The sequence below is a fragment of the Comamonas sp. MYb396 genome, assembly GCF_037479555.1.
GTDB lineage: Bacteria > Pseudomonadota > Gammaproteobacteria > Burkholderiales > Burkholderiaceae_C > Comamonas.
This window is the reverse complement of record NZ_JBBGYU010000004.1, coordinates 159,280-179,782: the sequence shown is the minus strand read 5'-3', so window position 1 is coordinate 179,782 and position 20,503 is coordinate 159,280. Positions and strand designations below refer to the sequence as shown.

Here is a 20,503-nt window from a genome sequence, read left to right as displayed (position 1 = left end):
CGCTCCCGCCCCTGGCCCGCCCTACCGTTTTATTGTTGAAAACCGACTGATATGACCGCCCTGACCCTGAGCATGCATGGCACCACCGCCGTGCTGACGATGAACCGCCCCCAGGCCCGCAATGCACTCGACGAGCAGATGCGCGAGGATTTCAGCCGCCTGATCCCGCAGGTGCGCGATGACCGCGCGATCAAGGCCGTGGTGCTGACGGGGGCTGGCGGCCATTTCTGCGCCGGCGGCGACATCAAGAGCATGCAAGCGGCCGTTGCCGGCAAGCAAGATGTGTTTGACAGCCGCAACCGCATGCTGGGCCTGCACCGCTGGTTTGACGAGCTGCTGGACATGGAAAAACCCGTCATCACCGCCGTGCAGGGCAGCGCCTTTGGCGCCGGCCTGTCGCTGGCCCTGGCGGGTGATTTTGTGCTGGCCGCGCCCTCTGCCAAGTTCTGCTGCGTGTTTGCCAAGATCGGCTTTGTGCCTGACCTGGCCGGCATGTATTTGCTGCCGCGCCTGGTGGGCCTGCAAGCGGCCAAGGAGCTGGCCTTTACCGCACGCGTCGTCGCCGCCCCTGAGGCGCAGCAGATGGGCATGGTCTACAAGATCACCAGCGAAGACGTGCTGGCCGACGCGCTGGCCTTTGCCGAGCGCTTTGCCAGCGCACCAACCGAGGCGATGGGCTACACCAAACGCGTGATGAACCGCGCCTTTGAGACCCAGCGCGACGAGATCTACCAGCAAGAAGCGCTGGCCCAGACGCTGTGCCGCGAAAGCGCCTTCCACCAGGAGGCGATTGCCCGCTTTGTGGGCAAGCAGCCGCCGCTGTTCCAGTGGCAGGACTGAGCACCTGATCGGAAGGCGCAGCTGCAGCGGCCCTGGTGGGCTGCTGCTGCGTCAGATCAGTACTTCACATTGACAATCGTCGCCTGCAGCAGCGCCACCACCTTGGGTGGCACTGCCGCATCTGCGCCATAGGCCAGCACCTCGCCGCTGCACACCGTCAGCAGCTTGCCGGCGTTCACCACCTTGCCAATGGCGACAAAGCGCTCGCCAATCGCCGGGCGCATCAGGTTGATCTTGAACTCGGCCGTGACCACCTCATAGCCCTCGGCCGCCACCGTCAGCGCCGCATAGCCTGCCGCGCTGTCGACCACGCTGCTGACGGCGCCGGCATGCAAAAAACCATGCTGCTGCGACAGCGCCTTTTGGTAGGGCAGCGCAATCTGCACCTCCCCCGGCTGCACGGACAGCAGGCTTGCGCCCAGGGTCTGCATCAGCCCTTGGGCATGGAAGCTGGTAGAAATGCGTTCAAACAATGCGTTCATGGTGGTGTGCCTGGTGGCCAGGACGGGGTCGTGATGGGCCAATCTAGCATGCGCTGCCTCCCAATGCGCGGCCCCGCGTCCTGCACATGACAGCCGCCTTTGCCACTATGCTTGCCGCCATGGACAGCCCCCAACTCCTGATCGTCTACCACAGCCACACGGATGGCAGCCGCCAGATGGCCGAGGCCGCGCGTGCGGCTGCCGCCAGCCAGGCCGGTGTGCAAGTGCGCCTGCTGTGCGCGCCCTATGCCGGGCCTGCCGATGTGCTGGACGCCGGCGGCTACCTGTTTGTCTGCCCCGAGAACCTGGCTGCGATGAGCGGGCTGATGAAGGACTTTTTTGACCGCTGCTACTACGCGGCGCTGGACCGTATTGAGGGCCGCCCCTATGCCGCCCTCATCTGCGCTGGCAGCGATGGCAGCAACGCGGCGCGCCAAATTGCCCGCATCGCCACAGGCTGGCGGCTCAAGCCCATTGCCGAGCCGCTGATTGTCTGCACCCATGCCCAAACGCCTGAGGCCATTGCCGCGACCAAGCAGATTGGCGCAGACGATCTGCAGCGCTGCCGCGAACTGGGCGAAGCCATGGCAGCAGGTCTAACCATGGGCATTTTTTAAAGCAGGCCCGCATCTCCAGCCGGGGCGGCTTGGCGCGTACCATAGCGCATCCCCACACAAAACTAAACGGCGCCCCCCGATGCTCTACGTCATTCTCAAAACCGTGCACCTGCTGTCCATCATCGTCTGGCTGGGCGGCATGGCCTTTGCGCATTTCTTTCTTCGCCCCGCGCTGCAGCAGCTCGAACCCCCTCAGCGCCTGATGCTGATGCGTGATGTGCTCCAGCGCTTTTTTGCCGTGGTGCTGGTCATCATCGCCGCCGTGCTGCTGTCGGGCATCGGCATGATGGGCCTGGTCCACCAGATGGCCGCGCAAGCCAGTGCCAAGTTCAGCATGCCCGTCTCCTGGATGGTGATGGCCGTGCTGGGCCTGGCGATGATGGCCGTGTTTGGCCATATCCGTTTTGCGCTGTTCAAGCGCCTGGACCGCGCCGTCAACGCCCAGGACTGGCCGGCAGGCGGCAAGGCGCTGGGCCAGATCCGCCAGCTGGTGGCGCTGAACCTGGCGCTGGGCGTGGTGATTGTGCTTTTTCTGCGCGTACCGCTGTAAGAACCTGTTCAAACAGTGCCAAGCCGCAGCGCCGCCACCAGCACCTGGCTGGCAGCGGCGCAGGCCTGCATCAGAACTTCACATCGCCCCGCAGCCACAAGGTGCGACCCGGCTCATGGATGCGCACGCCACCGGGGAAACCAAAGCCCGCATTGCCGGCCAGGTTCAGGTGCTCGGCATAGGTCTTGCCAAAGACATTGTCAATTCCAGCAGTCAGCCGCAGCTGCTCGCTGATCTTGTAGCCGGCATTGAGCGACAGCACGCCAAAGCCGGCACTGGGCCCCAGATCCTGGCCCACGACATTGCCCTGGCCGCTGGCATAGCGGTGCTGGGCGGCGACCAAGCGCCACAGCGCGCCAGCGCTCCAGGGGCCTTGCCGGTAGTCCAGGCCCAGCTTGGCTTCGAGCGGCGGCACCTGCGGCAGCGGCTTGCCATCGCTGCGGTTGCGGGCCCAGCTGTAGGCCAGGGTGGCCTGGGCCGTTAGGCCGGGGGTCAGCCGGTAGCTGCCACCCAGCTCGGCGCCAGCGGTGCGCGCCTGCACATTGCGCACGTTGGCGGCCATGCCTGCATAGTCAAACAGCAGATAGTCCTGCACTTGGCCGACATAGGCCGAGGTCCAGAGCTGCCAGTCCGCCCCCTTCCAGCTCGCGCCCACATCGATCTGCGTGGTTTTCTCCGGCTGCAGGCCGTTGAAGGCATCGCCCTTGTCGGCTGCGCTGTTGCTGGGCGATATCAGCTCCCAGTAATCCGGAAAGCGCTGCACATGGCCAATACCGGCGTAGAGCGTGCTGCCATCGGCGCGGGCGCGTTCCCAACGCAGAAAGCCACTGGGCATGGCGCGGCGCTCGCGGTGGTTGCTGGCCGTGGCGGCCATGCTGCCATCCATGCCGGCCATGGCCTGCATGCCACCCATCGTACCCATATCGCCCATGCCCTCCATGCCACCCATGCCGCTGTCGCTGGGGTAGCGCCAGGCCTGGGCCCGGTCCAGCCGCAGGCCGGCCACCAGTTTGTCTTCACTACCCAGGTGCTGCGTGGCCTGCGCAAACAGGCCCTGGTTACTGAACTTGGCATCCCGCGCCCAGGGCTTGCTACGGTAGGACTGCATCTCCGTGCCCGATCGGCTGTCATGCGGGCTACCCATCGCATCCACGCCCAGCACCGCTTCGGTGTGCGGGCCCAGCTGCCAGGTCGTCGCCACCCGCATGCCGGTGGTGGTGCGCCGTACATTGGCCGCCATCGGCATGGACATGCCGCCTTCCGGCACAAAGGGCCGCAGGCTGAAGTTGTCCATCACATGGTCGGCGCGGTTGTAATAGAGCTGCGCTTCCAGCTTGGTCAAGCGCTCGCCCAGGTTCTTTTTCTCCAGCCGCAGGCCATAGCTTTCGCGCTTGAACTGGGTGCCATCCATGCCCCGGCCGCCATAGCGTGCCTCGCCATCGCCTTGGCCGGCGCTCAGCTCCAGCCAGGTGTTGGCATCGGGCGTCCAGCCAATGGCGACATCGGTGTTCCATTTGTCCCAGTGCGAGGGCACGCGCTGGCCATCGCCATCGCGGTAGTCCTTGCTTTGCGAATGGTTGGCGGTGAGGCGCAGGTAGTACGCGGCATTGCCGGCCAGCAGGTCGATGTTCTGGTCGCTGCGCGCGGCCGTGCCGCCTTGCAGGCTGGCAGACAGCCGCACCTGGCCGCTGTCCAGTTCAGGCCGTTCGCGGTCAAAGCGCACCACCCCGGCCGATGCGCCCGGCCCCCAGATCACCGTCTGCGGGCCCTTGACCACCGTCAGCACATCGTAGGTCTCGGGCGAGATATAGGAGCTGGGCGAATCCATGCGCGCCGGGCAGGCGCCCAACAAGGTCTGCCCATTGGTCAATATCGGCAGGCGCGAGCCAAACTGGCCCCGGAACACCGGGTCGCTGTTGGAGCCACCACTACGGATGGCCGAGAAGCCCGGAATGCTTTTGAGGTAGTCGGCCGCGTCACTCGCCGGCACCGGTTGGCGCGGCTGCTTGGGATCAGCCACCACCTGCAGCGGCGAATGCTCATGCACTGCGGTTACTACGGTCTCCTGCAGGCTGATCTCCGGCACGCTGGCCGCAGGTAGCGACGGTGCAGCAGGGCTTTGCCCCCAGGCAGCGCTGGTGGCCAAGACCAGTGCGGATAGCGCCATCTGCGGACGCTGCAAGCGGGCGCGCGGCGGGGCAGGCAGGCGCAGGCCCGGCGCTGCCTCCAAAAAGTAGGAAGTCATCAATGTCTCTCGCAGCAAGCGCTGCTGGGCGCAGCGGCTTGCATCAATGGGTGGTGGGGGCGCACGCAGCCATGCCCAGCCGGCCGCAGCGAAGGCGGCTTAAGCAGACATGACGAAGCGGCCCATGGGCCGCAGAGACTGCGCGGCTGCCCTCCCCGCGCGCGATGGGCGCGGAGAGCAGCGGCAGCATCACTGCGGCATAAGTGCGTTAGACAAGGACGGGAGGCGGGCCGCGCGCGGGCAGTGGCGCGCCCGGCGCTTGGGGGCGGTGAGCCGCCTGGGCCTGCCACTGCGGGTGGAAGGCAGGGGCAGCTGGCCGGTGCACATCGGCGGCAAAGGCCAGCGGCAGCGCCATCGCAATACACAGCACGCAATCGGCGCCATGGGCGCTGTGCGCGCTGTGGCTGGCATAGGGGTCGCTGCCATCGCCAAGAAGATCATCCGAGGTCTGGTGCTCGCCATGCGCCAACTCCAGTGCCGGTGCATTGACGCTGCAGACATCGGCTGCCAGCACGGCGGCAATCGGCTGCGCCAGCACGCGCACCTGCACACCTGCCAGCGATGCCACGAGCAGCAGCAACGCAAAAACCGCCGTGATGACGGCGGAGAAGCGGGGGCGGCTGCGCAGGCGTTGGAGCATGGTCAGGCAGCAGTGTAGGTGACTTCCAAACCTGTATGTTCAGAATTTATTAAATTATCAGTTCAATCAAGAAGGGGCCGGATCTAGCAAAACTGGCCTGCATCAGCCGGGCGCACTCCTCCATGCTGGTAGCGCGCGCCGCTTCCACACCCATGCCTTCGGCCAGTTTCACCCAGCCAATCGACGGGTTGCCCAGGTCCAGCATCTGCATGGCGGTGGCGCCCGGCGTGGCGCCCACGCCCTTGTATTCGCCAATCAAGATGTTGTAGCGGCTGTTGTTCAGCACGACGGTGGTGACAGGCAGCTGCTCGCGCGCCTGCGTCCACAGCGATTGCAACGAATACATCGCAGAGCCATCGGCCTGCAGATTGATCACCCGGCGCTGCTTGCCCGCACCAATGGCCGCGCCGGTCGCCACCGGCATGCCATCGCCAATCGCGCCGCCGGCCAGGTGCAGCCAGTCATGCGCCGGCGCGGCATGGGTGTGCGGGTAAAAGCCCCGGCCGTAGGAGATGCTCTCGTCCGAGACGATGGCGCCCTCGGGCATCAGCGCAGCCACGGTGCGGGCCAGGCCCTCGGGCGTGGGCGCGCCAGTCGCTGCCTCGGACCGGGGGCCCGCATCGGGGATGGCGGCCTGCGGCGCCTGCAGCGCATCGACCAGGGCCTGCAGCGCAGCCAGCGGCTCCTGCTCTGGGCGCGTCAGCACATGCAACTGGGCGCTTGCCGGGTACTGGGTCGACGGCAGGCCGGGGTAGGCAAAAAAGCCCACCGGCGGCTTGGCGCCCACCAGGATGATGTGCTCAAACCGGGCCAGGGTTTGGATCGCGGCCTCCATGCCATAGGGCACGCGCTCCAGCGCCATGCGGCCTTGGCCGCGCTGCAGGTGCGATGCGCCGTACTCGGCCAGCACGGCAGCGCCGCTCGCCTGCGCGAGCCGCCATACCAGCGCCTGGGCCGGCGCAAACACCGCCGCGCCCGACAGCAGAATCAAGGCCTTGCCGCCCGCCTGGCGCAGCAGCTTTGCCACTTCATCGATCGCATGGCCATACACTGCGGGCGGCGCAGGCACAGGCAGCGGCTGCGCCACCACACCGCCTTCGTCCCATGACACATTGGCCGGCAGGATCAGGCTGGCGATCTGACCGGGAAAGGTCGAGGCCGCACGCACCGCCATCGCCGCATCCTGGCCCAGGTCCGCACTGTGCGTGCTGGTATGCACCCAGCCCGATACGGCGCGCGCCAGGCCATCGGTATCAGCCGTCAGCGGCGCATCAAAAGGCCGGTGGTAGGTGGCCTGGTCGCCCACGATATTGACAATGCCGCTGCGCGCTCGGCGCGCATTGTGCAAATTGGCCAGGCCATTGGCCAGGCCCGGGCCGCAGTGCAGCAAGGTGCAGGCGGGCTTGCGGGCGATGCGGTAGTAGCCATCGGCCATGCCGGTGACCACATTCTCCTGCAGGCCCAGAACGCAGTGCATGCCGGGGATCTGGTCCAAAGCTGCTACAAAGTGCATCTCGCTGGTACCAGGGTTTGCAAAGCAGGTATCCACCCCTGCAGCCAGCAAAGTCTTGACCAGACTGTGTGCGCCATTCATCTCTATATCCTTAAACGGTTGCCTATCACTGCGCGACACCTTAGCTGCAACGGCGCCAAAACCGGGTCGCCAAGATGAAAGCGGGCCCGCCCCGGCCACCGCCGCGCGCCGCACAAGCGCATGGATACAGGCCTTGCCCGGCTTTGCATCGACCCACCATGTAGGCCAATTCTCAAGCGCTATTACGGCCTTGGATGGCATGCGGGTCGGGGTGCGCAGGTGCACAGTGGGGCACCCGAGCAAGGCGGCAAGCGCAGCAACTGCGCTGCTCACCCTTGATGGCTTGCATGGCAGGCCCCAAAAAAGCCATCTGCAGCCCCTTTCATCCCCCAGCATCTGAACACCAAGTGTTACCACCAGCGCGCCCACTGCGCCTAGGATGGCCCGATGCAAAACCACACCAAGGAAACCCGCATGCACCGTATGTCCCGCCACGCCCTGTTGTCCACCGCGCTGGCCTGCGCCGCTTTGGCGGCCCAGGCCCAAAGCAGCCAGGGAGCGGCCAATCCAGCAGCGGCAGCCACGCCGCCCGCAGCCGAGGCAGCGCCCCAGGCCCCTGCGCCCAACCCGGCTGCTGAAAAGGCGCTGGCCCAGCGCTTCCAGGCGCTGCTCGCCGCCTTTGAAGGCAAGGCCGCTGTGCCCGATGCCAAGACTTTTACCGAAGACTTCAACAAGCAGGTTACGTCCGACCAGATGAAGCAGGTGTTCAACGATGTGCACCAAAGCGTGGGCAGCTGCAAGGTCGGCGCGCAGATGACCAGCCCGACCCCTTACATCACCAGCTACCTGCTGCAGTGTGACAAGGCCTATGTACCGATGGACATCGGCATCGAGGAAAAGGCACCCTACCGTGTCCACAGTCTGCTGATTCGCCCAGGCTACTGGAAGAAGTAAGCGCGGACGTTTCGACAAAATAGACGATCGAATCGACCGTCACAACCCATACTTATTAGTGTTTCCCTGGATAGGGCGTAAAAATTGACGCTTCAACGTCGATTTTTGCGCTCAATGGCCGTTTAGGCTGGTGATAATGCGCACAAGCTCGCCGCTTTGCCACAAAGCACAGCACAGAGCTGTCGCCGGGTCGCCACAAGCCGATTTGAGACCCCGACGGCGGGCAGCAAAAGCACTAGCATGCTAGCCACCTTATCAACATTCGGATCCGAGGATTCACTATGCGTAAAACCTTGATCGCACTGGCAGTGGCCGCTATCGCCGCCCCTGCGTTTGCTGCAGACCTGAAAGTAGCTGTCGACCCGACCTACGAACCGTTTACCTACAAGACGCCCCAAGGCGAAGTCACCGGTTTTGATGTGGACATCGCCAAGGCGGTATGCGAGCAGATCAAGCGCAAGTGCGTGTTTGTCGAGCAGGTCTGGGACAGCATGATCCCCGGCCTGCAAGCCAAGAAATACGACGTCATCGTCAGCTCCATGTCGATGACCGACGAGCGCCGCCGCGTGGTCGATTTCAGCGACCGCTACTACAAGACGCCCAGCGCCGTGGTGCTGAAGAAAAGCGTGGAATACAAGGGCCCGGCTTCGGCCAAGGGCCTGAAGATCGGCGTGCTCAAGGGCTCGACCCAAGAGAAGTGGGCCAATGGCGAGCTCAAGCCCGCAGGCGCGACCATCGTGCCTTATGAAGCCCAGGACCAGGTCTACCTGGACATCAAGTCCGGCCGCCTTGACGGCACCGTGGCTGACAAGGTCGAAGTCAACGGCGGCTTCCTGCGCAAGCCCGAAGGCGCCGACTACGGCTACAAGGGCCCGGACCAGTACGAGACCAAGTACTACGGTGATGGCATCGGCATTGCGCTGCGCAAGAACCAGGGCGACCTGAAAAAGCAGATCAACGAAGCGATCAAGACCATCCGCAGCAATGGCACCTATGCCACGATTGCCAAGAAGTACTTCGACTTCGACCCCTACGGCAACTGATCTTTGCAAAACGCGGTCGCGCCCCTGGCGCCACCGCGTCCTCGATCAGGGCTAACACCAAGCGGCGCGCTGCTCCAGAGTCTTCATACTGGATGAATCGCGCCGCAATTCCATGGTGCCAAGCCTTTTTGCAGCGCCCCCCCAAGGCAAACACCAGGCCATCCATGGGCCCGATTGCGCACCGCAATCACGGCGCCTAAGGCCAAAAACTATGAGTGATTATTTTCAATCGATCCTGATGGGCTCGCTGCTCACCGTGGCGGTCTCGCTGGCATCGGCTGCCATCGCCACCGTGCTGGGGCTGCTGGGCGCCAGTGCCAAGCTCTCAGGCCGCCGACCGCTGGTGGTATTGGCAACCTTCTACACCTCCATCGTGCGCGGTATCCCCGAGCTGGTGATGATGCTGCTGGTCTTCTACGGCGGCGCCATCGGCCTCAATACCTTGCTCGAGAAGATGGGCAGCGAAAGCTCGGTTGACCTCAACCCCTTTGTAGCCGGCTCGTTCACGATCGGCTTTATCTACGGCGCCTATATGACCGAAACCTTCCGGGGCGCGATCCTGGCGATCCCCAAGGGCCAGATGGAAGCGGCCTGGGCCTTCGGCATGAGTCCGGTCAAGACCTTCTTTCGCATCACCTTGCCGCAGATGGTGCGCTATGCGCTGCCCGGCTTTACCAATAACTGGCTGGTGCTGATCAAGGCCACCGCGCTGGTCAGCCTGATCGGCCTGCAAGACATGACCTACCTGGCCAAGCAGGCCAGCGCCGCTGCGCGCGAGCCCTTTATCTTTTTCCTCTTCACCGCTGCGCTGTACCTCGTCTACACGTCGGTATCGCTGTGGGCGCTGGGCCGTCTCAATGCCCGCTACAGCTTGGGAACCGAAAAGGTGCAGCTATGAACTGGGAAGTCATTTTTCAGCCCGACACCCTTGCGCTGTACGGTGAGGGCCTGGTCACCACCCTCAAGCTGCTGCTGTCCAGCCTGGCCATTGGCGCTGTGCTGGCGTTGCTGGGCGCGCTCGCGCTGGTCAGCCGCTCCTGGCTGCTGCGCAAAACGGTGGGCGCCTTCACCTATTTCATGCGCGGCACGCCGCTGCTGATCCAGGTCTACCTGATCTACTACGGCTTCTCGCAGCTCGAATGGGTGCAGGCGCGCTGGGATGCGGTCTGGCCCTGGACCTACTTCAAAGAGCCATTCTTTTGCGCGTTCCTCGCCTTCACCTTGAACAACGCGGCCTACACGGCCGAGATGCTCGCTGGCTCGATCCGCGAAACCTACAAGGGCGAAGTGGAAGCGGCCCGCGCGATGGGCATGAGCCGCTGGCAGCTGATGCGCCGCATCGTGATGCCCAGTGCCATCCGCCGCACCCTGCCCGCCTACAGCAACGAGGTGGTGATGATGCTGCATTCGACCAGCCTGGCTTCGACCGTGCCGTCGCTGGTGGACCTGACCGGCGCTGCCAGCCGGGTGTACTCGGACTACTACCTGCCGTTTGAAGCCTATATCGCGGCAGCTGCCATCTACCTGAGCATCACCTTTATCCTGATTGGCATCTTCCGCCTCGCCGAGCGCCGTTTCCTGGGCTACCTGGCCCCGCGCAAAGCCTAAGACATTCGAGCATCGAGATATGAACGCATCCAACTACAAACTGCAGGCGCTGGACATCCACAAGAGCTATGGCAGCAACCAGGTGCTCAAGGGCGTCTCGCTCAACGCCTGCGCTGGCGACGTGATCAGCATCATCGGCAGCTCCGGCTCGGGCAAGAGCACCTTTCTGCGCTGCATCAACCTGCTGGAGCAGCCCCAGCAAGGCCAGATCATCGTGGCTGGCGAAAGCCTGCAGCTGCGCACCGGCCGCAATGGCGCGCTGGACGCGGTGGACCCCAAGCAGCTCCAGCGCCTGCGCAGCAAGCTGGCGATGGTGTTCCAGCACTTCAACCTCTGGGCCCACATGACGGTGATGCAGAACATCATCGAAGTGCCGGTGCATGTGCTGGGCATCAGCAAGGACGAGGCCGTCGCCCGCGCCCGCAAGTACCTCAAGCTGGTGGGCCTGGAAAACAAGGAAGACAGCTACCCCAACCATATGAGTGGCGGCCAGCAGCAGCGCGTGGCCATTGCGCGTGCGCTAGCGGTCGAGCCCGAGGTGATGCTGTTTGACGAGCCCACCTCTGCCCTCGACCCCGAGCTGGTCGGGGAGGTGCTGCGCGTGATGCAGGTCCTCGCCCAGGAAGGCCGAACCATGCTGGTCGTGACGCATGAGATGGGCTTTGCCCGCGAGGTCTCCAACCATGTGATCTTCCTGCACCAGGGCCTGATCGAAGAGCAAGGCCCGCCGCGCGAGGTGCTGGCCAACCCCAAGAGTGAACGCCTGGCACGCTTCCTCTCGGGCAGCCTCAAATAAGCCGCGCAGGCCGAGTTCTGCCCGCGACAGGATCACTGCTATCCAAGCGCCGGGCAGGCGCACAATCTGCGCTTGAGGTGCTGATCCACACAGCACCCCAGGCAACCAGCGCAGATTGATACCCACCTTACCGCGACCATGGGCACGCCCAGCTCCCCTCCTCCCGCATCCGACCCGGCCCTAGACAGTGACGCAGCATTCTCGCTGCGCCGCATTGCCGTGGCGGCCTTTGGGCCCTCGCTGCTATTTGGCATTGGCGAAGGTGCGGTGCTGCCGGTGATCGTGCTGATGGCGCGGGACCTGGGCGCCTCAGTCTCCATCGCCGCGCTGGTGGTGGGGCTGGTCAGCATTGGCTCCTTGCTGAGCAATATCCCGGCATCGCTGATAACAGCCCGCTGGGGTGAGCGCTGGGCGATTGTGGCCGCTGGCCTGTGGAGCGCCATCGGCATGGCCATCTGCCTGGCCACCCAGCAGCTGTGGCTGTTTGCGCTGGGCTGCCTGATGGTGGGCATGTCGCAGGCGGTCTACAACCTGGCGCGGCAAAGCTATCTGACCGAGGCCGTGCCGGTGTCCTACCGCGCGCGGGCGCTGTCCACCCTGGGTGGGGTGATGCGCATTGGCATGTTCATCGGGCCCTTTATCGGCGCCTGGGCCATGCATAGCTGGGGCCTGCATGCCGCTTTTGCGGTGGGCATTGTGGGCGTTCTCTGCGCTGCAGCCATTGGCCTGCGCGTGCCCGATCTGGCGGCGCCCGCCGCGCTGCCAGGCCAGCCGCTGCCCACCGAGGCACCGTCCATCGCCGGCATTCTGCGCGATCACCACCGGCTGTTTCTCACGCTGGGCCTGGGCGTGCTGCTGGTCAGCGCCGTGCGTGCCTCGCGCCAGGTGGTGATTCCGCTGTGGGCCGACCATCTTGCGCTGGCACCGGCTGCCGCCTCGCTGGTCTACGGGCTGGCAGGCGCCATCGATATGCTGGTCTTCTACCCTGCGGGCAAGCTGATGGATCTCAAAGGCCGGCGCTGGGTGGCCGTGCCATCGATGCTGGTGATGGGCGCAGCCATGCTGCTGATGCCGCTGACGGCTAGCGTGACGACCTTGCTGCTGGCGGCCATGGCACTGGGCTTTGGCAACGGCATTGGCTCGGGCCTGATCATGACCTTGGGGGCCGACCACGCACCGCGCCATGCGCGGGCGCATTTTCTCGGGCTATGGCGTCTGGCGGCCGACCTGGGCTCATCGCTGGGGCCAGCGCTGCTGTCGTTTCTGGCAGGCAGCCTGTCGCTGGCCAGCGGCATCGCCTGCATCGGCTTGCTGGCCTGGGGCGCGGCGGCTGCGCTGGCGCGCTGGATACCGCCGGCCAAGCGCTGAGCACTTCAGCCCGCGCTAACGCAGCTACCAGACGACGGGTTCGGGCTCCAGCTGGATGCCAAAGCGCTCATAAACGCTGGTCTGGATCGCGCGCGCCAAGGTCACCACCTCGCCGCCGGTCACGCTGCCCTCGCCCGCACCCAGGTTGACCAACACAAGGGCCTGGCGGTCATAGACACCGGCCTTGCCAATGCTTTTGCCGCGCCAGCCGCACGCATCGATCATCCAACCCGCAGCCAGCTTGATGCTGCCGTCCAGCATGGGGTAGTGCACAATTTTGGGCTCGCGCGCGATGATGTCCTCGCACTGGTCGGCAGTGACCTGTGGGTTCTTGAAAAAGCTGCCGGCATTGCCGATCTGCGCTGGATCGGGCAGCTTGGCGCGGCGGATCTCCACCACCCAGTCAAAGAGGTCCTGGGCCGTGGGCTGCGCAATGCCTTTTTCGGCCTGCTTGCGGGCCAGGTCCAGGTAGCCCAGCTCGGGCTTCCAATCCTTGGCCAGGCGCAGCCGCACATGGGTGATCACGGCGCGGCCCGCCAGCCCCATGCCCCGGGGCTCGGCCACGCCGGTGGCGCGGGCAATCATGGTGAGCGGCATGGTCTCGGCCGGCGCATGCTTGAAGACCGAATCCCGGTAGCCAAACGCGCACTGCGCCGCCTGCAGGCTGAAGTGCTCGCCATTGCTCAGGTCGATCGCGTCGAGCGAGTCAAAGCGGTCTTGCAGCTCCACGCCATAGGCGCCAATGTTCTGCACGGGCGCCGCACCTGCGGTGCCGGGGATCAGCGCCAGGTTCTCCAGCCCGGGGTAGCCCTGGGCCAGGCTCCAGGCCACGACCTCGTGCCAGACTTCACCGGCGCCCACTTCAATGATGTAGTGCTTGTCGGTCTCTTCGACCAGGCGCTTGCCCATGATCTCCATCTTGAAGACGGTGGGCTCGACATCGCCAGTGATGACGATATTGCTGCCGCCCCCCAGCACCACCACCTGGCGGCTGGCGCCCAACGGGGGCTGGGCCAAAAAATCACGGATATCCTGCGGGGCCTGCACGCGCACCAGGTTCATGGCCCGCGCCATGATGCCAAAGGTGTTGTATTGCTGCAGCGGGGCATTTTTCTCGACTAACATCGCTAGATTGTCGCACTTGTCGCGACCCACTCAGGCGCTCAGCCTGGCCTGCAAGGAGAGTATTTATGCCATCGTTTGACACGGTTTGCGAAGCCGACTTCGTCGAGGTGAAAAACGCTGTTGAGAATTCCGCCAAGGAAATTGGCACCCGTTTCGACTTCAAGGGAACGTCGGCCGGGATCGAGCTCAAGGACAAAGAGATCATCATGTACGGCGATGCCGACTTCCAGCTGGTGCAGGTCGAAGACATCCTGCGCAACAAGCTGACCAAGCGCAATGTGGATGTGCGCTTTCTGGACAAGGGCGATGTGCAAAAGGTCGGCGGCGACAAGGTCAAGCAAGTGATCAAGGTGCGCAATGGCATCGAGCAGGAGCTGGCCAAGAAGATCCAGAAGCTCATCAAGGACAGCAAGATGAAGGTGCAGGCCGCCATCCAGGGCGATGCTGTGCGCATCACCGGCGCCAAGCGCGACGACCTGCAAGCGGCGATGGCGCTGCTGAAAAAAGACGTGACCGACGTGCCGCTGTCGTTCAACAACTTCCGCGACTGATCCGCACTCGATCAAACACAAACAGGCCGCGCTGCAGGGATTGCAGCGCGGCCTGTTTTTATGGTGCCTACCCTTTTAGAACTGGTAGTTCGCGCTCAGCAGCGCACCACGCGGCGTGCCGGGCATACTGCTGGAACGCCAGTATTCCTTGTTGGTCAGGTTGGACACTGCCAGGGTAACGGTCCAGGGCGCAGCGCGCCAGCCCACCAGGCCATCCCAGCGGGTGTAGCCGGGCACACGGCTGGTGTTGGCGTCATTGGTGTAGCGCGCGCTGGTGTGGGTCACACCCAGCTCGGCATACCAGTTGCCCGCAGGCGCATAGCGCAGAAAGACATTGCCGTTGCGGCGCGCGGTGTTGGCCAGGTAGTTGCCTTCCAGCGCGGGGTTGGCCTTGTTCTCGGTGACCTTGGCGGCCATGATGCCGACGCCGCCGCGCACATACCAAAACGGTGCCACACGGCCAGATGCGCTGAACTCGATGCCGCGCGAGCGCTCCTTGCCACGCACGGCCCAGGTGAAGGGGTCGTTGTCCGGATCGGGACGGTAGCGGATGTTGTAGTGCTCCAGCTGGTAGACGGCCAGCTGCGTGGACAGCGCGCCGTCCAGCCAATCGCTCTTGACCCCCATCTCAAACTGCTGCGAATGCTGGGGCTCGTCGTCCAGCACCGCGCCAGCGCCGGTATCCACCGACAGAATGCCGCGCCCGCCATAGGGCGAGAAGCTGCGGCTCCAGGACGCATACAGGCTGTGCTCGCGCACCGGCTGCCAAACGAGGCCCGCACGGGGGCTGACCGAGTTGCCATCGGTGCTGCGGCTGGCGTTGGTCAGCTGGTTGGTGCTGTTGAAGTCAAAGTTGTCATAGCGCGCGCCCAGCAGCAGCTTCCACTGGTCGCTCAGGCTGATCAAGTCCTGCACATACAGCGCGCGGGCCGTGCCCTTGTGCAGATTCTGCTGCGATGGCGCGCCTTGGGGCGGGCGCACCGCATCGAACACCGGGTTGTTCGGGTCGATATAGCCATTGCTGTTGGCGGTGCTGAAAAGGCGCGGCGCGCGCTCTTCCTCGCTGTGCTCCACGCCCAGCAGCAACTCATGGCGCATGCCAGCCAGGTCCAGCTTGCCGGTCAAGTCCACGGTGTGGGTGGTGGTGCGGTTCTCGGTTTGCTGCCAGGCATAGCTTTGGCGCAGCAGGCCGGGGTTGGCGCACTTGGCGCCCGCCGGGGTCAGGCCCTGGGGGTTGCAGTAGGTACCGGCAAAGTAGTGGTCAAAGTCCTGGCTGGCCTCGCGCTTGCTGGCCACCCAGCGCACACTCCAGGCCTTGTTGAACTCATAGGACAGGTCCGAGCGCAGCACGCGCAGGCGGTCTTCGACAAAGTCGCCCGGCTGGGCAAAGCCCTGGCGCAGCGACATGCCCGGCGGCATCTGGTCGTAGGAAGGCCCCCGGTCCGGCACGCGCCAGACATTGTCATAGGTGTACTGGCCGGTCCAGCGCAGGCCCGTGCGCGTATCCACCAGGATACTGGGCGAGACCATCTCGTTGCGGTTGCGGATGCCGCTGCGAAAGCTGTGCGCCTGCTCGCGGTCGGCCGTCAGCCGCATGACCACATTGGGGCTGATCACCCGGTTGATGTCGATGGTGCCACCCACGTTCTCCCAGGAGCCACCGCGCAAGGTCACGCTGCTGACGCCATCAAAGCGCGCCTGCTTGCTGACCATGTTGACCACACCGCCGCCCGCGCCACGGCCGTACAGCACCGAGGCCGGGCCTTTGAGGATCTCGATGCGCTCGACATTGGCGGTGCTGCGGCGCACCTGGCCGGATTCACGCACGCCATCGCGGTAGATGTCCCCGCTGTCGGCATTGAAGCCACGGATCATCACGCCCTCGCCGCGCATGTCATAGCTGGTGTTGACGCCCGGCACACCATCGAGCATGACCGACAGGTCATTGATGCCATAGCTCTTGTACTTGTTGACTTCCAAGGTGTCGATGGTCTGCGGAATGTCCTTGGGCGCCATATAGGTCTTGGTCGCCGTGGTCACGCCTTCGGGGCGCACATCATCGGGATCGAACTGGTCGGCAGACACCTGGACCGTTGGCAAGGTGTGCTCTTGTGCAATGGCTGGCACGGCGGCCATCATCAACAGCGCGGCGACCGACAGGCCGGCGCGCTCGCCTCTTGTACGCGCGAGCGTCTCGCTGCGAAGGGCTTGGATCATTGAAAACTCCTGAAACAATAATTCCGCTTGGTAAACGGCTTGTAAATTTGAGTCAGGGATGCTAATGATAACGATTATCAATAGCAATATATTAACCTTAAGCGGGTGTTTACTTATCAAAAAAACAACGGGCTAGACTTTGGGTCAAAAAAATAAATCGCAGCTTTTGCTGCGGCTCGCATGCTTTAGGATGTAAAGCAGCCGACCTGCCTGTGACCCGCGCTAGACGCGGCACCGCCCTGCCCGTATGCACCACCATGCTGCCCCGCGACCTATGAAGCTTTCAGTCCCCAAGCCCTGCCCCACCCCTACCCGCCTGCACCGCTGGGCATTGGCACTGGCCCTGTGCGGCAGCACCAGTTGGGCGGCCCATGCACAGGAGGCTGCCGAAGGCCCCCGCTCGGTGGCGCTGGCCGGCATTCTGGGCGACAAGGCCTTGCTCGTCATCGACGGCCGGGCGCCCAAGGCCGTGGCAGCGGGCAGCAGCTACCAGCAGGTGCAGGTGGTCAGCGTCAAGGATGGGCAGGCTCAGGTCAGCATCGCGGGCGCCCTGCACAGTTTGCGCATGGGCGAGTCGCCGGTCAGCGTGGCCGATGCGGCGCTGCCCGTCAGCAACACGGGCCGCATTGTGTTGGCGGCCGATGCCAGCGGCCACTTCATGACGGCCGGCATGATCAATGGCAAGGCGACGCGCTTTCTGGTCGATACCGGTGCCACCACCGTGAGCCTGGGGATGAGCGAGGCGCTCAAGCTGGGCATTGACTACAAACAGGGCCGTGCAGTGCGCATGGGCACGGCCAATGGCGTCAGCAACGGCTGGCATCTGAAGCTGAGCAGCGTGCGCATCTCCGATGTGGAGCTGCGCAATGTCGATGCCGTGGTCACCTCGGCCAACATGCCTTATGTGCTGCTGGGCAACAGCTTTCTCAATGCCTTTGAGATGAAGCGCGCCGGTCCGCAGATGACCTTGGACCGGATCAAATAGCGGCGCGCAGCAGCGCCGAACGCGGGCAAAACAAAAGGGCTGAACCCGCCATGGGGGTTCAGCCCTTTTGCCGAGTCTGCCCATGGGCAGCGCGTTGCATCACTTGCTTTTCTTCTGGCCCAGCTTGGATTCCTTGCCTTCCACCAGGCGCTGGATATTGAGCTTGTGGCGGTAGACCAGCAAGGCCGACATCACCAGGATCGCGACAAAGATCTCGGCATGGAAATCCCAGAGCTCGCCGCCGATAAGGATGTAGAACACCGGCGCCAGCACCGCCGCCACCAGCGACGACAGCGACGAATAGCGCCAGATGGCAGCGACCGCCACCCAGGCCAGCAAGACCAAGAGACCCAGCCAACCGCTAAAGCCCAGCAGCACGCCCAGTGCGGTGGCCACGCCCTTGCCGCCTTCAAACTTGAAGAACACCGGCCACAAATGGCCCAGGAATGCCGCAATCCCCACCAGAGCGACAGTGCCTTCTTCGAGGCCATAGGGCTTGCCCAACCAGACCACCAGCGCCACCGGCAGCCAGCCCTTGGCGGCATCGAGCAGCAAGGTCACCACGGCCGCTGCCTTGCTGCCCGAACGCAGCACATTGGTGGCACCCGGGTTTTTGCTGCCATAGGTGCGCGGGTCACTCAGGCCCATCGTGCGGCTGACGATCACCGCAAACGACAGCGAACCGATGAGGTAGGCCAGGATGGTGGCCAGGATGGAATAAACGGTACTCAAATTGCTCCCCTTGTCTGCGCGCCTGGGCGGCCGGCGCGCACTGGTATATCTAGGTCAAAAACAGGCATCATTCTGCCAGCGCGCATTGCACCGGCTGGGCGCCCAGCACCTCCACGCATGCTTTGGGGTCGATCTGCACCAAAAAACCACGCCGCCCGCCGTTGATGGCGATACGCGGCAGCGCCAGAATCGTCTCCTGGATATAGACCGGCATGGCCTTGCGCAGGCCAAACGGTGAGGTGCCCCCCACCAGGTAGCCGCTGTGGCGGCTGGCCACTTCGGGCGTGCAGGGCTCCACGCTCTTGGCGCCAATCTGCCGCGCCAGGCTCTTGGTCGACACCTTGCAGTCGCCATGCATCAGCACAATGAGCGGCTTGGCATCCTGGTTCTGCATCACCAGGGTCTTGACGACAACATGCTCATCGAGCCCCAGCTGGCGGGCCGACTCGGACGTGCCGCCATGCTCCACATAGTCGTAGGGATGCTCGGTAAATGCCACCTTGTGCGCCTTCAGAAACTGGGTGGCAGGCGTTTCGCTGATATGGTTTTTTTTGCTCATGGCTGGAGGGGTGGCGGCATGCGCCACCCAAAATCTGCCCCTATTGTCTCGAAAAATAAGCGGAGGGCGCCGCCAAGCATAGCGGTCTTGGCAACGCCAAAGGCCCTGGTTTGCACCAGGGCCTGCAGGTCAGCGCCTTTCATCAGCCCCTCAGGGACCTCAGAACCTGTTGGAGACTTATTGCGCCGGATCGCCCAGCGCCCAGCGCAGTGCGTCAATCTCCTGCAGCAAGTCCTCGGACAGCTGCGTGCCCCAGACATTGAGGTCTTCGTCCAGTTGCTCCATCGTGCGCACACCGATGATGGTGCTGCCCACCTGCCATTTGCTGTAGCAAAACGCCAGGGCCAGCGCGGATGGGGTCAGAGCATGGTCGCGCGCCAGCTGGTTGTAGCGCTTGGCGGCATCCAGCGCCTCGGGGCGGCCCCAGCGCTGCTTGCGCACCGATTCATAACTGGCAATGCGCGCGCCCTGCGGCGCCTGGGGGCCGGTAATGCCGCTGTCGTCATACTTGCCGGTCAGCAGGCCAAAGGCGAGGGGCGAGTACGCCAGCAGCGATACGCCCAGGCGGTCGCAAGTTTCATCCAGGCCGTTTTCCCAGCTGCGGTTGATAAGGCAGTACGGGTTTTGCACGCTGGCCACGCGCGGCAGGCCATGCTGCTCGGCCAGGCGCACAAACTCATGCACGCCATAAGGCGTCTCGTTGGACAGGCCAATGTGGCGGATCTTGCCGGCCTTGACCAGGCCCGCCAAGGCCTGAAGCTGCTCGCCAATCGTCGTCTCGCTGATTTCCTTTTTCGGGTCGTAGTACAGATTGCCAAAGGCGGGCACATGGCGCTCGGGCCAGTGGATCTGGTAGAGGTCGATCACATCGGTCTGCAGGCGGCGCAGGCTGGCCTCGCAGGAGGCCACGATGTCGGCCGCCGTCATGCCCTTGCCTTCGCGCACCCAGGGCATGCCGCGCGATGGGCCTGCCACCTTGCTGGCCAGCACCACCTTGTCGCGCTGGCCCGGGTTGGCCTTGAACCAGTTGCCGATGATGGTTTCCGTCGCACCATAGGTTTCGGCGCGGGCGGGTACCGAGTACATCTCGGCTGTGTCCCAGAAGTACACGCCACGCTCCAGCGAATGGCTGAGCATGGCATGCGCATCCGCCTCGCTCACTTGCTCGCCAAACGTCATCGTGCCCAGGCAAATGGGCGATACCTTCAAATCACTGCGGCCAAGTTGGATGTCTTGCATAAGAAAAATTCAGCGGTGTCGGTCAAAAAACCAAGTGTAAAAGCATTTTTTGACACCTCGCTGGCCATGGCCGCCATGCGCGCCAGGCAGAGATGCCCATCGACACCGGCATCACCGCCACCCAGGCAGCACAGCGCAGCAGATCGAGGCGCTGTCAAGCGCTATTCATCGCTCTTTTGATCCGCATCAGCCGCCAATCTCCCGTAAGTTCTGCCGAAGCTTCATCTTTTATTATTTATAAAAAACTATCGAATTCATTAATCCGTTCAATACAGTTATAGCAACAGCCCACGATGTTCCAGCCGCCCCCGCCCCCCCCCCCCCCCCCCCCCCCCCCCCCCCCCCCGGCGGCGCGCGGGCGGCCGGGCCCGGGGGGGCGTGGGGAGGGGCCCCCCCGCCGCGCGCGGGCACAGGCGCG

20 protein-coding genes are annotated in these 20,503 nt (G+C 64.1%); 11 read left to right on the top strand and 9 right to left on the bottom strand.

Annotated elements, in window-relative coordinates; genetic code table 11:
• Positions 1-51 precede the first annotated feature (51 nt).
• Positions 52-840, top strand: a complete 789-nt coding sequence (locus WH265_RS11085) for an enoyl-CoA hydratase/isomerase family protein (RefSeq protein WP_339519566.1) — start codon at positions 52-54, stop codon at positions 838-840.
• Between the two features lie 56 nt (positions 841-896).
• Here WH265_RS11085 and WH265_RS11080 read toward each other — a convergent pair whose 3' ends face one another.
• Positions 897-1,322: a PaaI family thioesterase gene (locus tag WH265_RS11080; RefSeq protein WP_339558324.1), complete on the bottom strand. Its 426-nt coding sequence runs from the start codon at positions 1,320-1,322 to the stop codon at positions 897-899.
• Between the two features lie 119 nt (positions 1,323-1,441).
• Here WH265_RS11080 and WH265_RS11075 point away from each other — a divergent pair, with 119 nt between their 5' ends.
• Complete coding sequence (locus WH265_RS11075) at positions 1,442-1,939, top strand: flavodoxin family protein (protein WP_339558323.1); 498 nt, start codon at positions 1,442-1,444, stop codon at positions 1,937-1,939.
• 79 nt (positions 1,940-2,018) lie between these two features.
• Positions 2,019-2,489, top strand: a complete 471-nt coding sequence (locus WH265_RS11070; RefSeq protein WP_339558322.1) for a CopD family protein — start codon at positions 2,019-2,021, stop codon at positions 2,487-2,489.
• A gap of 70 nt (positions 2,490-2,559) precedes the next feature.
• Here WH265_RS11070 and WH265_RS11065 read toward each other — a convergent pair whose 3' ends face one another.
• The 3 genes from WH265_RS11065 to WH265_RS11055 all read right to left on the bottom strand — a co-directional run bounded on the left by WH265_RS11065 (position 2,560) and on the right by WH265_RS11055 (position 6,968).
• The gene (locus WH265_RS11065; RefSeq protein WP_339558321.1) at positions 2,560-4,734 is read right to left on the bottom strand and encodes a TonB-dependent copper receptor; all 2,175 of its coding nucleotides are present in this window, start codon (positions 4,732-4,734) and stop codon (positions 2,560-2,562) included.
• 208 nt (positions 4,735-4,942) lie between these two features.
• Positions 4,943-5,374: a DUF2946 family protein gene (locus WH265_RS11060; RefSeq protein WP_339558320.1), complete on the bottom strand. Its 432-nt coding sequence runs from the start codon at positions 5,372-5,374 to the stop codon at positions 4,943-4,945.
• A gap of 49 nt (positions 5,375-5,423) precedes the next feature.
• Positions 5,424-6,968, bottom strand: coding sequence for an acetolactate synthase large subunit (locus WH265_RS11055; protein ID WP_339558319.1), 1,545 nt, complete (start codon positions 6,966-6,968; stop codon positions 5,424-5,426).
• Positions 6,969-7,355: 387 nt separating this feature from the next.
• Between WH265_RS11055 and WH265_RS11050 the strand changes: the two genes are divergently transcribed.
• The 6 genes from WH265_RS11050 to WH265_RS11025 all read left to right on the top strand — a co-directional run bounded on the left by WH265_RS11050 (position 7,356) and on the right by WH265_RS11025 (position 12,677).
• A complete protein-coding gene (locus tag WH265_RS11050; RefSeq protein WP_339558318.1) occupies positions 7,356-7,862 on the top strand; it encodes a hypothetical protein in 507 nt (168 codons plus the stop codon).
• 281 nt (positions 7,863-8,143) lie between these two features.
• Positions 8,144-8,905, top strand: a complete 762-nt coding sequence (locus tag WH265_RS11045; RefSeq protein WP_116926885.1) for a transporter substrate-binding domain-containing protein — start codon at positions 8,144-8,146, stop codon at positions 8,903-8,905.
• Between the two features lie 211 nt (positions 8,906-9,116).
• A complete protein-coding gene (locus WH265_RS11040) occupies positions 9,117-9,803 on the top strand; it encodes an ABC transporter permease (protein ID WP_339519553.1) in 687 nt (228 codons plus the stop codon).
• On the top strand, positions 9,800-10,513 hold the full coding sequence (locus tag WH265_RS11035) for an ABC transporter permease (protein ID WP_339558317.1): 714 nt from the start codon (positions 9,800-9,802) through the stop codon (positions 10,511-10,513). The genes WH265_RS11040 and WH265_RS11035 overlap by 4 nt, the downstream gene beginning before the upstream one ends.
• Positions 10,514-10,532: 19 nt before the next feature.
• A complete protein-coding gene (locus tag WH265_RS11030) occupies positions 10,533-11,309 on the top strand; it encodes an ABC transporter ATP-binding protein (RefSeq protein WP_021026757.1) in 777 nt (258 codons plus the stop codon).
• 138 nt (positions 11,310-11,447) lie between these two features.
• The gene (locus WH265_RS11025; RefSeq protein ID WP_339558316.1) at positions 11,448-12,677 is read left to right on the top strand and encodes an MFS transporter; all 1,230 of its coding nucleotides are present in this window, start codon (positions 11,448-11,450) and stop codon (positions 12,675-12,677) included.
• A gap of 24 nt (positions 12,678-12,701) precedes the next feature.
• On the opposite strand, the gene murB is transcribed toward WH265_RS11025, so the two are convergent.
• Positions 12,702-13,802, bottom strand: coding sequence for a UDP-N-acetylmuramate dehydrogenase (murB, locus tag WH265_RS11020; protein ID WP_339558315.1), 1,101 nt, complete (start codon positions 13,800-13,802; stop codon positions 12,702-12,704).
• A 65-nt stretch (positions 13,803-13,867) separates the two neighbouring features.
• On the opposite strand from murB, the gene WH265_RS11015 reads away from it, so the two are divergent.
• Positions 13,868-14,353, top strand: a complete 486-nt coding sequence (locus WH265_RS11015; RefSeq protein WP_021026760.1) for a YajQ family cyclic di-GMP-binding protein — start codon at positions 13,868-13,870, stop codon at positions 14,351-14,353.
• A gap of 75 nt (positions 14,354-14,428) precedes the next feature.
• Here WH265_RS11015 and WH265_RS11010 read toward each other — a convergent pair whose 3' ends face one another.
• Positions 14,429-16,570, bottom strand: a complete 2,142-nt coding sequence (locus WH265_RS11010; protein ID WP_339537863.1) for a TonB-dependent receptor — start codon at positions 16,568-16,570, stop codon at positions 14,429-14,431.
• Between the two features lie 274 nt (positions 16,571-16,844).
• Here WH265_RS11010 and WH265_RS11005 point away from each other — a divergent pair, with 274 nt between their 5' ends.
• Complete coding sequence (locus tag WH265_RS11005) at positions 16,845-17,555, top strand: retropepsin-like aspartic protease family protein (protein ID WP_339558314.1); 711 nt, start codon at positions 16,845-16,847, stop codon at positions 17,553-17,555.
• A gap of 99 nt (positions 17,556-17,654) precedes the next feature.
• Here the strand turns inward: WH265_RS11005 and plsY are convergent, their stop codons facing one another.
• From plsY to WH265_RS10990, 3 genes are all read right to left on the bottom strand, one after another.
• Positions 17,655-18,287 (bottom strand): glycerol-3-phosphate 1-O-acyltransferase PlsY, encoded by a 633-nt coding sequence (plsY, locus tag WH265_RS11000; RefSeq protein WP_182340780.1) that lies wholly within the window; start codon positions 18,285-18,287, stop codon positions 17,655-17,657.
• Positions 18,288-18,354: 67 nt separating this feature from the next.
• Positions 18,355-18,846 (bottom strand): aminoacyl-tRNA deacylase, encoded by a 492-nt coding sequence (locus WH265_RS10995; protein ID WP_116926894.1) that lies wholly within the window; start codon positions 18,844-18,846, stop codon positions 18,355-18,357.
• 177 nt (positions 18,847-19,023) lie between these two features.
• Entirely contained in the window at positions 19,024-20,085 is a 1,062-nt protein-coding gene (locus tag WH265_RS10990) for an aldo/keto reductase (protein WP_339558313.1), read from the bottom strand.
• Positions 20,086-20,503 lie beyond the last annotated feature (418 nt).

Bases quoted from the DNA above. Each gene is read 5' to 3' on its own strand.
- WH265_RS11075 (WP_339558323.1), top strand. From the start codon at position 1,442: ATGGACAGCCCCCAACTCCTGATCGTCTACCACAGCCACACGGATGGC.
- WH265_RS11030 (WP_021026757.1), top strand. From the start codon at position 10,533: ATGAACGCATCCAACTACAAACTGCAGGCGCTGGACATCCACAAGAGC.
- murB (WP_339558315.1), bottom strand. From the start codon at position 13,802: ATGTTAGTCGAGAAAAATGCCCCGCTGCAGCAATACAACACCTTTGGC.
- WH265_RS11015 (WP_021026760.1), top strand. From the start codon at position 13,868: ATGCCATCGTTTGACACGGTTTGCGAAGCCGACTTCGTCGAGGTGAAA.
- WH265_RS11065 (WP_339558321.1), bottom strand. From the start codon at position 4,734: ATGACTTCCTACTTTTTGGAGGCAGCGCCGGGCCTGCGCCTGCCTGCC.
- WH265_RS11035 (WP_339558317.1), top strand. From the start codon at position 9,800: ATGAACTGGGAAGTCATTTTTCAGCCCGACACCCTTGCGCTGTACGGT.
- WH265_RS11005 (WP_339558314.1), top strand. From the start codon at position 16,845: ATGAAGCTTTCAGTCCCCAAGCCCTGCCCCACCCCTACCCGCCTGCAC.
- WH265_RS11085 (WP_339519566.1), top strand. From the start codon at position 52: ATGACCGCCCTGACCCTGAGCATGCATGGCACCACCGCCGTGCTGACG.
- WH265_RS11070 (WP_339558322.1), top strand. From the start codon at position 2,019: ATGCTCTACGTCATTCTCAAAACCGTGCACCTGCTGTCCATCATCGTC.
- WH265_RS11025 (WP_339558316.1), top strand. From the start codon at position 11,448: ATGGGCACGCCCAGCTCCCCTCCTCCCGCATCCGACCCGGCCCTAGAC.
- WH265_RS11040 (WP_339519553.1), top strand. From the start codon at position 9,117: ATGAGTGATTATTTTCAATCGATCCTGATGGGCTCGCTGCTCACCGTG.
- WH265_RS10995 (WP_116926894.1), bottom strand. From the start codon at position 18,846: ATGAGCAAAAAAAACCATATCAGCGAAACGCCTGCCACCCAGTTTCTG.
- WH265_RS11055 (WP_339558319.1), bottom strand. From the start codon at position 6,968: ATGAATGGCGCACACAGTCTGGTCAAGACTTTGCTGGCTGCAGGGGTG.
- WH265_RS11010 (WP_339537863.1), bottom strand. From the start codon at position 16,570: ATGATCCAAGCCCTTCGCAGCGAGACGCTCGCGCGTACAAGAGGCGAG.
- WH265_RS11050 (WP_339558318.1), top strand. From the start codon at position 7,356: ATGCAAAACCACACCAAGGAAACCCGCATGCACCGTATGTCCCGCCAC.
- WH265_RS11060 (WP_339558320.1), bottom strand. From the start codon at position 5,374: ATGCTCCAACGCCTGCGCAGCCGCCCCCGCTTCTCCGCCGTCATCACG.
- WH265_RS10990 (WP_339558313.1), bottom strand. From the start codon at position 20,085: ATGCAAGACATCCAACTTGGCCGCAGTGATTTGAAGGTATCGCCCATT.
- WH265_RS11080 (WP_339558324.1), bottom strand. From the start codon at position 1,322: ATGAACGCATTGTTTGAACGCATTTCTACCAGCTTCCATGCCCAAGGG.
- WH265_RS11045 (WP_116926885.1), top strand. From the start codon at position 8,144: ATGCGTAAAACCTTGATCGCACTGGCAGTGGCCGCTATCGCCGCCCCT.